The organism is Candidatus Endomicrobium procryptotermitis (assembly GCA_031279415.1).
GTDB lineage: Bacteria > Elusimicrobiota > Endomicrobiia > Endomicrobiales > Endomicrobiaceae > Endomicrobium_B > Endomicrobium_B procryptotermitis.
The window spans coordinates 1-10,912 of the sequence record JAITIP010000044.1 but is presented as its reverse complement, the minus strand read 5'-3'; the positions used below and the strand labels follow the sequence as shown (position 1 = coordinate 10,912).

Genomic DNA, 10,912 nt, shown 5'->3' with positions numbered 1-10,912 from the left:
GACGACGCCTAAAAAGCAAACAATATTAAGTGTTTTAGAAGATATAGCTTACCGTTCTGGCAAAAACGGCTGGACTTTAAGGAAAAACGCACAATTAACGTTAGAGGGATTGTTGTAATGCAAATCTTATGTGCGTTTATTTTTTTTAAAGTATGTTTTTTGCTATAATTTAAAACATTATATACTTATAAGAATGCAATCGTTTAATGTTTATCTGCAAAATATGCGGGCAAATTTAGATATCTGGTTAAACAGGACTTTAAAATGAAGCAAATATTTTTATCAAATTTCTTAAAAACAAATAAAAATTATTTTGAAGACTATGTCGCAAGAAATGCGTATAATTCCAATGCAATAGAGGGGTCTACTCTTTCTTATGCCGATACTTACGCTATCGTATTTAAAGACGATTCTTTTAAAATTTCGGCAAAACCGAGAGAAATATACGAGGCCATAAATTATAAATCCGCTTTAAATTTTGTGATTGACAATTTAAAACGGCCGCTTGACGAACGTTTTATAGTATCTATTGCAAAACTAATCAACAAAAATATTAACGAGACAGATGGTTTTAGAAATTCTGACGTTTTTATACGCGGCGCGGAGCATATTCCGCCAAAAAAAGAGTTAGTCTATAATAAAATACTCTATTTTATAGACAATTACAACAATGCAAAATACGATTCTGTTTTTCAAAAAGCCGCGTTTAACCATATAGAATTTGAAAAAATCCACCCGTTTACAGATGGAAACGGCAGAACTGGAAGACTGCTTATAAATTACGAATTATTAAAAAATAATATCGCTCCGTCTATTATTCCAGTGGAAGACAAAAGCAAATATTTTGAATTTTTGAAAAACTCCGATACGTTCAGTTTTTCAAGTTATTTAGAAAGTTTATCTAATGAAGAAATGAAAAGAATTGAAAAATTTAATATCAAGCCGTCATAAAATTGTTTTACTGTAAAATATAGTCTTTGTTGCCTATGCTAATCGCAATCAAATAAATTTACGGTTTTAACCGGTGTGAGGAATAAAAAGAGGACTAAAAAATGTTTAATCAAAATCCGAATTATTATTTAAAAGACGATGGAACTTTTGTAATTGAAAATTATAACTGCGCTCCGTCTTTTGCAAGTTTTTTTCCGGGAATAGCGGGTATTAAAGGCATTCCTATTTGGGCCTATTATGTAAACAGGTCGCAGGGAGTCTCGACTTTTGGAATTAAAAATAAAAATTATGCGATAATGGAATTTGAGCCAGCAAATAAAGCCTACGGACTTATTTCAACGCTTGGCTTTAGAACTTTTCTCAAAATAACTAAAAGCGGGAAAACTACAAATTACGAAGCGTTTAAAGTAAATCCCTGTTATAGCGTTAAACAGGCTATGTATATAACTTCGGCGGATATGTCCGTTGAAGAAATTAATGAAATACTAGGAATAAAAATAACAGTCCGATATTCAACGCTTTCAAATGAGCCCATCGCCGGGCTGCTTAGAGCCGTAACGGTTGAAAACATTTCAAAGTCGAACCTAGATATTGAAATTATAGATGGAATGCCAAAAATTATGCCTTACTTTATAAATAGCTGGGCGCAAAAATTTATGAGTGCGACAATTCAAGCGTGGACTACCGTTGACAACTTTGCTCAAAACGCCTTGCCGTTTTATCGTTTAAGAGTGGATACGGCTGACAGCGCGGAAGTTGTTGAAATACATGAAGGAAACTTTTATTTCGCACGTTTGTCAAACGATAAAAAAACAGATATTATCATTGACCCTGAAATAATTTTTGGAACCGATTTAAGTTTTGAATATCCGCAAAACTTTTTTGCTTATGATAAAAAATTCACATATCCTAAAACGCAGTTTGCCGACAACAAATACCCTTGTGCTTTTTCTTATGCCAAAGAAAAACTTGTTCCCAAAAAATCTTTTACGCTTTACTCTATGGCAGGACATATTGACAGCGTCCCGTCGTTAAACGCTTTTTATAAAAAAGCGCATAGTGCCTATTTTGAAAAAAAAATTGCAGACAATAAAAAACTTATAAATTCTATTACCGACAATATTGCTGCAAAATCAGGCTTAAATAATTTTGACAATTACGCAAGACAGACTTATTTGGACAACGTTATGCGCGGCGGATATCCTATAATTTTTAAAGACGGCGATAAAAAAACCTCGTATTACGTCTATTCCCGCAAACACGGCGATTTGGAAAGGGATTACAATGAGTTTCAAGTTTCGCCAAATTATTATTCTCAAGGAAACGGCAATTTCAGAGATGTAAACCAAAACCGCAGAAAAGACATTTTTTTTAATCCACAGATAGAAGAAAGCGCGGTAAAGATTTTTTATAATTTAATTCAAATTGACGGAAACAATCCCTTAGTAGTCAAAGGAGTATATTATATTATAGACGAGAAAAAGCCTTATTACAAAGATATAGAAGCTCAAATTGCAGATGCAGCAGATAAGAAAAAACTTGTGGATTTTTTCAAAAAAAGTTTTGAGCCCGGACAGCTTGCGATGTTTTTATCCAGCGAGAAAATAAAATTGAAAATTAAAGATGAAAATTTTATCGCAAAAGTTGTTGTAAACGCGCAATGCGTCAACGACGCAGAGCACGGCGAAGGTTTTTGGGTTGACCATTGGACTTACAACTTAGATTTGCTTGAAAGTTATCTTGCCATATACCCCGAAAATGAAAATAAGATCCTTTTTAAAGATAAGACTTATACGTATTACGACTGCAATCACTATGTGGCCGAGCGCGATAAGAAATGCGTTTTAACCGACGGCAAAATCCGCAGATATGGCGCTGTCGTGAAAAGTGAAGAAAAAACTGAACTCATAAAATCCCGTAAAGTCAACCCTAATGCGTTGAGAACAAAAAATGGCAAAGGGATAATTTACAAGAATACGCTCGCTTCAAAGTTTCTTGCTATGATAACTGTTAAACTCGCCACTCTGGACCCTGATGGCATAGGAATAGAAATGGAAAGCGACAAGCCCGGCTGGTATGATTCTTTAAACGGTTTGCCGGGAATATTTGGCTCTTCAACGTGTGAAACTTTTGAGCTTAAAAGATTTATGCAATATTTTAAAGAAATTTTGTTAAAAAATCCTTTGGAAACTGTTTCTATCCCTCAAGAAACGGCGGAATTTTTAAACGGGCTTCAACGACTTTTTTCTTTAAAACTTTCAGCTTTTGATTTTTGGGACAAAGCGGCAAGCCTCAAAGAATCATACAGAAGCAAAATTTTTATGGGCGTAAAAGGCGAGGAAAAAACTTTTAACGCAAAAGAAATCATTGCATTTTTAGACGCAGGAATTAAAAAAATCAACAAAGGATTAAGCAAAGCTATAGACCCTCAAAGCGGGTTGTATTATACGTATTTTAGGTATGAGGCTGTAAAATATCAGCCTCTAAACTCAAAAAATGCAAAAGGACTTCCATGTGTAAAAGTTCTAAAATTTAAATGTATTCCACTGCCTTTGTTTTTAGAGGGCGAAGTTCATTATTTGAAATCTGAAAAGGATAAAAACATTGTCTTTGAACATATTAAAAAAGCAAAGGCGAGTTCTTTATATGATAAAAAACTCGGAATGTTTAAAGTAAGCTCTTGCCTTAAAAACGAGAGTTTGGAAATAGGAAGAACAAGAGTTTTTCTGCCGGGCTGGCTTGAAAATGAGTCGGTATTTATGCATATGTCTTATAAGTATCTGCTTGAAATTTTAAGAGCGGGACTTTACGACGAATTCTATAAAGAAATAAAGACGGGCATGGTTTGTTTTACAAATCCGAAAGTCTATGGGAGAAGCATTTTAGAGAATTCGTCTTTTATATGTTCTTCGGCTTTCCCTGACGCAAAAAATCATGGAAGAGGTTTTGTCGCGCGTCTGTCGGGGTCTGCGGCAGAGTTTATAGATATGTGGCTTAGAATGACAGTGGGGGAAAAACCGTTTACATATAACGAAGGGAAACTTAAATTTGAATTAAAACCCGTTTTGAGTTCTGATTTTTTTGATAAAAACGGAATATTTTCATTTAAATTATTCTCAAAAATCACTGTTACTTATGTTAACCCATCAAGAAAAAATACTTATTGTGAAACTGCCGAAATAAAAAAAATGGAAATAGTGTGGAAAGACGGGAAAAAACAGATTGTTAAAAGCAAAACCCTTTCTGGCTGCGATGCTGTAAGAGTTAGAAAGGTTGAAGCAAAGTCGATAAAAATATTTTTCTAAAAATTATCATAAATCCGTCTGATAAAAAACCGTAATATATTGAGGGAACAATGAAAAGAATTACATTTGCTTTATTGTCTGTATTTTTTTTTGTATCTTTTTGTTTGGCGCAGACATCTTCAAGAACTTTATTAGCCATTCTAGACGCTGCAGATAAATATAACCAATCTATGACTTATGAAAAAATTAAACCTTTTCCTATTTATGATACAGGTTCGGAAGAATGGATAGATTATGAAAAATATGGCGAATTTAAAAATTTGGGGACAAAAGATTATGAGTATGTGGTAAAAGATTTAGAAGGTTTGGCTGCCGCTTCAGGAGAAGGCATTTATCCTAATATCAAAAGCGTTTTGATATCTCCGGATTATAACCCTAACCCTAAAAAATTGAAAGGCAAAACGGAGGAATACCTTTATAATGACAATATGCAGAGAAATTTTTATAGATGGGCTACTGCTGATGGAGAAGATCCTGGCATGAAACTTTATAATGCCGCAGTCATATTAGAAAATTCGGGAAATTATAAATATGCCGTAAAAGCCTATTATGCCTGTTTGGTTTTTTTCCCAAAAACCGTAGGATATACTCAGTGGAAAACGCCTTGGTATGTCGCCCCTGTATGCGCTGCAAAAATTAAATACTTAACTAGAGAATATCCCGAAATCGGCGTAAAAATTGAAGATGACAGCATTATTATCGAAAACATTTTTGACAATGATGTAAGTAATGACATTTTTATTATACATCCCGGGAAACTTGCCGCAGCTACAGCGGAAGATTTTAAGAGAGTAAAAATAGATTTATCCAAGAATGACATAAAAAATATTACTGGAAAAGGCAAAGTAAAACTTATAACCTATAATAATAATCATCTACAGCTTACCGTTGACGATAGACCATATGTCATACGTGCAATTTCTTATTCTCCGAGCAGGGTAGGCTTATCTCCAGATTTCGGAACACTGGATAATCTCAGAGATTGGTCGTTTGACGATTACAATAACAACAAAAAAATAGATGGACCTTATGATACCGTTGTAGACATAAACCGAAACAATAAGAGAGATGGAGATGAAAAGACAGTCGGCGACTTTGCGCTTATGAGAGAGATGGGGATAAATACAATAAGAATTTATCATTATGCCGATTTAAATAAAAATATCCTCAAAGACGGTTATGAATCTTACGGTTTTATGTATCTTATGGGAAATCTTATAGGAATGTATGGAAAAGATTCTGGAGCAGGCTGGTTTGACGGCACGGATTATACGGACAAAGAGCAGAGAAAGAATATGCTTGAAAGTGTAAGACATATGGTTGAAGAGTACAAAGACGAACCGTATGTGCTTATGTGGGTTTTGGGAAATGAGAATAATTACGGCTCTATTGGCGTTCAGGGTGAAAGTGTCGGTTCGGCATGCCTTGCTCCTACTCAGCCCGATGCATATTATGCTTTTGTAAACGAATGCGCAAAATTGATTAAATCGCTTGATCCTCAAAAGCGTCCCGTAGCTATTTGTAACGGAGACGTATTTATGCTTGATTACTGCGCAAAGAATGCTCCTGATATCGACATTTATGGAGCAAATGTGTACAGAGGCAATTTTGGCTTTGGGCAAATATGGCAGGATATAGCCAGAGTTTACAGAAAACCTGTTTTGATAACAGAATATGGCTGTCCTGCTTATGCTAAAGGTTGGGAAAAAGCGCGGATAGAAGAAGGACAGTCGGATTATCACAGAGCATGCTGGAACAGCATTGAAGATAATATAGCGGGTATTAAAGACGGTGCGGGAAATGCTTTAGGCGGGGTAATTTTCGAATGGGTTGACGAATGGTGGAAAGGTGGGGCGTCGACCGACCCTTGGTATCACGATGTCGATTCACAATGGGCAGGCCCGTTTTTAGACGGGCGTGCATATGAAGAATGGTTTGGAATATGTGATTTGGGAAACGGGGCAAACAGCACATTTAAAAGACAGCTTAGAAAATCATATTTTATGTACAGAAAGTTGTGGAAAGAATATGAAAAGATTTCCGTAAAGGAAAGTCCAAAATAGAGAGAGAGTATCTTAAATTGTCAACAATGGAGATTATGATGAAATTTTTAAAATTATTTTTTGCTATGGCTATTGTCTGCTGTATCTCAATACTCTCATTTGCAAAAGATTCTTCTGATAAATATCTTTTAAATTCGCTTAAAGCCGCTGAAAAATACAATAAGAAAATGAAATATAAACATCCTAAGCTTTTCAAAATATACGATAGCGGAACTGAAGAATGGATAGATTATGAAAAATACGGAGAATTTAAGAATTTAGGCACAGATAAATATAAATATGTCCCGAATAATTTTGACGGTTTAAGAGCCGCTTCGGGAGAAGGAATTTATCCAAATACACAAAGCGTTTATAATTCTCCTGAATATAAAAAGTTTTCATATCAAAATAAACTTGAAGGAAACAAATGGAATTTTGTCAATACCGACGACTATCAGGCAAATTTTTATAAGTGGGCTATAGAAAGAGAGGAACCTGGCGTAAAACTTTATTTTACAGCTGCAGCTTTAGACAGAGCGGGACATTATAAGCATGCCGTTAAAGCTTATTATGCATGTCTTGTATTTTTTCCTAAATCCATAGGGTATACGGAATATGGCACTCCGTGGTACATAGCGACGGTATGCATAGACAGAATAAATTATCTTACAAAAAAGTATCCTGAAATAGGAGTTAAACTTATTGGCGCTGACATTACCATAGACAATACTTTTGATAATGATGTAAAAAATGATATTTTTTACATAAATCCCGGAAAACTCGAGCCTGCGCATGCAAAAGATTTCGAAAGAAAATTTGGATATCCGGAAAAGACAGGTATTAAAAAAATTGTCGGAAGCGGAAGAGTAAAACTTATTCAGTATAATAATGATAATTTTCGTCTTATGGTTGATGATAAACCTTATGTCGTCAAGGCAATTTCTTATGCCCCAAATAAAATCGGGCTTTATCCCGGTGTTGCAGGGTTTAATAACAACAAAGATTGGTCATATGACGATTATGACAAGAATGGAAAAATCGACGGTCCTTACGACGCATGGGTGGATGCAAACAGGAATGAAAAACGCGATAAAAATGAAAAATCTGTAGGAGATTTTGCCTTGATGAAAGAAATGGGTGTGAACTCTTTAAGAATATATCATCATCGAGATATAAATAAACAGCTTCTTAAAGAGGGATATGAGAAGTATGGTTTTATGTACCTAATGGGTGATTTTGTAGGAATGTATGCCGTGGATTCTGGAGCATCATGGAAAGAGGGCACAAATTATGCCGATCCTAAACAACGCAAAAATATGCTTAACAACATTAAAAAGATGGTGGAACAATACAAAGACGAACCGTATATTCTTATGTGGGTGCTGGGAAACGAAAACAATTACAGCGATATAGGAGACATCACGACAAGCAGCAAAGTGCAGTATCAGCCGGACACATATTATAAATTTGTCAATGAATGTGCCAAGCTGATAAAATCTCTGGATCCGCATCAGCGTCCAGTAGCAATTTGCAATGGCGATTTATATTTGTTGAATTATTGCGTCGAAAATGTTCCCGATGCTGACATATACGGCACAAATTCTTACAGAGGAGAACAGGGGTTTGGCTCTATATGGAAAGACGTAAAACGTTTTTACAATAAAGCGGTTTTAATTACGGAATACGGCTGTCCCGCGTATGCAAGTGGATGGAGCACCGGCAGGATTGAAGCAGGGCAATCGTCTTATCATAAAGGCTGCTGGGAAAATATAGAAGACAACATGGCCGGCGTTGAAGGTGGTTCCGGAAATTCTCTTGGCGGGGTAATTTTCGAATGGTGCGATGAATGGTGGAAAGCACAAAATCTTGACCCAAATGTGCATGACACGACAAAACAATATGGCGGCGGTTTTCTTGATGGCGGCGGATATGAAGAGTGGTTTGGAATCGTCGGCATCGGCGAAAATGGCGAAGACAGCACCTTCAAAAGACAGCTGAGAGAAACGTATTTCATGTACAGACAGCTTTGGAACGCAAAGATAAATGATAATAATAGGTAAAAAGTAAAGACGCAATTTTTTTCTAGCCCATTGCCGCGCGATGGCAGTTTATTCTGCACGCAGCCGCAGGGCGCAGAGACGATACGAAGTTTCAGACAAGGCGCACAATGCCTCAGACAGTGCAAATGACAAAGACTTTTTCATTAAATTTCAAGAGTAATACGCGTCATTTCAGACGGATAATGAGTTTGAATTTTATAAATGTTTTAATGAGCATTTTAAAACAGCAGGACTGCCCGCCAAGTAATAAAAGCAATGCTTTCATATAATGCTTTAACACAACTTTTGACACATATCAGCGCGATTTGACAGATATTGAAACTGTTGCAAAAGACTTAAATTATCAAACGCCTTTTCGTTTCACAATCAGGTTTTTGAAAACTGCGGCAAAATGTTTCAAGAGTCTGATATGTTGTGAACGACTACAGAGTTTGATTTTTGAAAGAAAAAATAATATAAAATTATCCGTCGAATGAAAAATAAACAAAAGAGAGATTTATGGAAATATTTGTGAAAACCACCAGCCCAGCCCCAATAACAGTATATATAAAAAATTTGTTATTTGTTATTAATAGCAATGCTTTTAAAAAAATGCTTGTTCCATTTTTGGAACAGGTATTTTTTTGTTTTTGATGATAATAAAAAAATCCGATTCTGTGTTAATACGCAGAATTATAACTAAAAAAAGGAGATGCGCATGATGAAAAAGATTTTATTGATGCTGACTGTTTTGTCCGCAGCGTTAATTGTGATGTCTTGCTCAAAAGAAGAAGATAAGAAGACGGCTCAAACGATTATTTTAGCCGATAATGTTGAAGTGAACAGTTTGTCGCTTCAATCCGGTCAAATTGTTAATTTGAAAGCCGTACTGAAAGACGCTAACGGAAACCCCGTTTCAAGCTATACGACGTCTTGGTCCAGCGATGCAGGTTCTTTTTCAAGCAATACGTCAAGCGTAACGGTTTTTACGACGAGAGGTTCAATTTCGGGGAATGCGTTTTATTTAAGCGCCGATTGCAACGGGATTAAGAAAACAATAGGCGTGACAGTTAGCGGAATTTCTATGGAATGGACTTATAGCGGAGGAAACTCTATAACTTCTCCAGGGAATAAAAATATAACCGTTACGGTAACAGGCGTGCCAAGCAATACGCCTATATATTGGAGAGTTAGTCAATTAGGAGTAAGGATTACCGAAAGCACTTTAAGCGGAGAGCCTGCCACAATTACCGTTCCTGCAAATTTAAGCGGCAGTTTTTACGTATATGCAAAAGTGAACAATTACGAAGAACGCTCAGTAATTCCGTTCAATATCAATTAAAAGACCGTATGATTTACAGCTCCCGCAAACATAAATTGTTGCGGGAGCTGAGATTTTGTTATAATTTTTCGTTATAATGTCCCAGCGGCTTTGTCAGACAGGATATTATTAATGCGACATTAATAAAAGTAAAACTGCAAATATTGTAAAGTCTAGGTTTAGGGTAAAAAAATAATAATGTTCGTTGTCAAAATAACGGTATCCTGCTTGTGCATAAGTATCATAGCGAAACCTTGAATTTCCTCTGCCTATATAAACAAATCTCCAGCCCGTACTGAAACTTATGTCCGACATATCAAGCATACCTTGCTTATCGTAAGTAAAATAGCTGACAGATACAAAAGGAACTACCATCGCGGTCTTTTTTGCTTTTATAAACGAGTTCCAATAAATGTCGGCGTTTAATAGGCTGATTTTTCTAAAAAAATAACCCTTTTTTATACTTTCAATATAATAAAACGGGCTTAATTTCAACCCTAAATCCGTTTTGGGATCTTCTATATAAAAGTTAAGCAGATTGATAGAAACAAAGCTCGTATGTTCGTTATTTTTTATAAGCATGCCAAAACCGACGTCGCCGGCATTAAAAGACATATCAATGCGTTCTCCGCTGTCTTGCTGCGCATATAAATCGCATGACAGCAATACGCTGCAAATTAAAATGACAATTATGCTCTTTTTAAAAAGCCCGCCGCTTAAACAATTTTGAATAAAACTTAAAATATCCATTGCGCATTTCCTGCATAAAATAATATACGACTTCTATTTAACAAACGCTTAAAAATTTCGGCATTTATTATTTTGCCATTAGTCTATTATAACAATTTTTATTAATTTTTTTCATATTTTTGCGGTATTTTTATTGTCGGAGCGTTACATTAAAGTCTGTTGCTGTTTGTCGTATATTCTTTTTAAAACGTTTTGAGTTAGATTCTCTTTAGTGCTAGTCTAACGGCATGATAAGTTTAGGTAAAGATGGCAAAAACGGATTTATATATAAAAATCAAAACTGTTTATTAAATACGCGTCGCTGCCGTTAATATCTTTTCCTGTTTGCCTAAAAGTCTAATATGCTGCAAACATCAACAGTTGTCATTTTACTTGATAAAATGCGTGAAACGTTAAGGTCAAGGAGATATGTCTTTTTTTAGATTAAAGAATTCAACAGGTGAAAATAAGTGGTTATTTACAACCAAAGACCTATACGTCCTAAAATTATTATAAACAAATTGC

General features: G+C 35.4%; 6 protein-coding genes. 5 read left to right on the top strand and 1 reads right to left on the bottom strand.

The window, feature by feature from the left end:
• Positions 1-264 precede the first annotated feature (264 nt).
• From LBD46_08885 to LBD46_08865, 5 genes are all read left to right on the top strand, one after another.
• Entirely contained in the window at positions 265-951 is a 687-nt protein-coding gene (locus tag LBD46_08885) for a Fic family protein (protein MDR2427273.1), read from the top strand.
• Positions 952-1,052: 101 nt separating this feature from the next.
• Complete coding sequence (locus LBD46_08880) at positions 1,053-4,256, top strand: hypothetical protein (GenBank protein MDR2427272.1); 3,204 nt, start codon at positions 1,053-1,055, stop codon at positions 4,254-4,256.
• A 50-nt stretch (positions 4,257-4,306) separates the two neighbouring features.
• The gene (locus LBD46_08875) at positions 4,307-6,319 is read left to right on the top strand and encodes a hypothetical protein (GenBank protein ID MDR2427271.1); all 2,013 of its coding nucleotides are present in this window, start codon (positions 4,307-4,309) and stop codon (positions 6,317-6,319) included.
• Between the two features lie 38 nt (positions 6,320-6,357).
• Positions 6,358-8,358, top strand: a complete 2,001-nt coding sequence (locus LBD46_08870; GenBank protein MDR2427270.1) for a hypothetical protein — start codon at positions 6,358-6,360, stop codon at positions 8,356-8,358.
• Positions 8,359-9,058: 700 nt separating this feature from the next.
• Positions 9,059-9,679, top strand: a complete 621-nt coding sequence (locus tag LBD46_08865; GenBank protein MDR2427269.1) for a hypothetical protein — start codon at positions 9,059-9,061, stop codon at positions 9,677-9,679.
• Between the two features lie 108 nt (positions 9,680-9,787).
• On the opposite strand, the gene LBD46_08860 is transcribed toward LBD46_08865, so the two are convergent.
• Complete coding sequence (locus LBD46_08860) at positions 9,788-10,408, bottom strand: hypothetical protein (protein ID MDR2427268.1); 621 nt, start codon at positions 10,406-10,408, stop codon at positions 9,788-9,790.
• Positions 10,409-10,912: the final 504 nt, after the last annotated feature.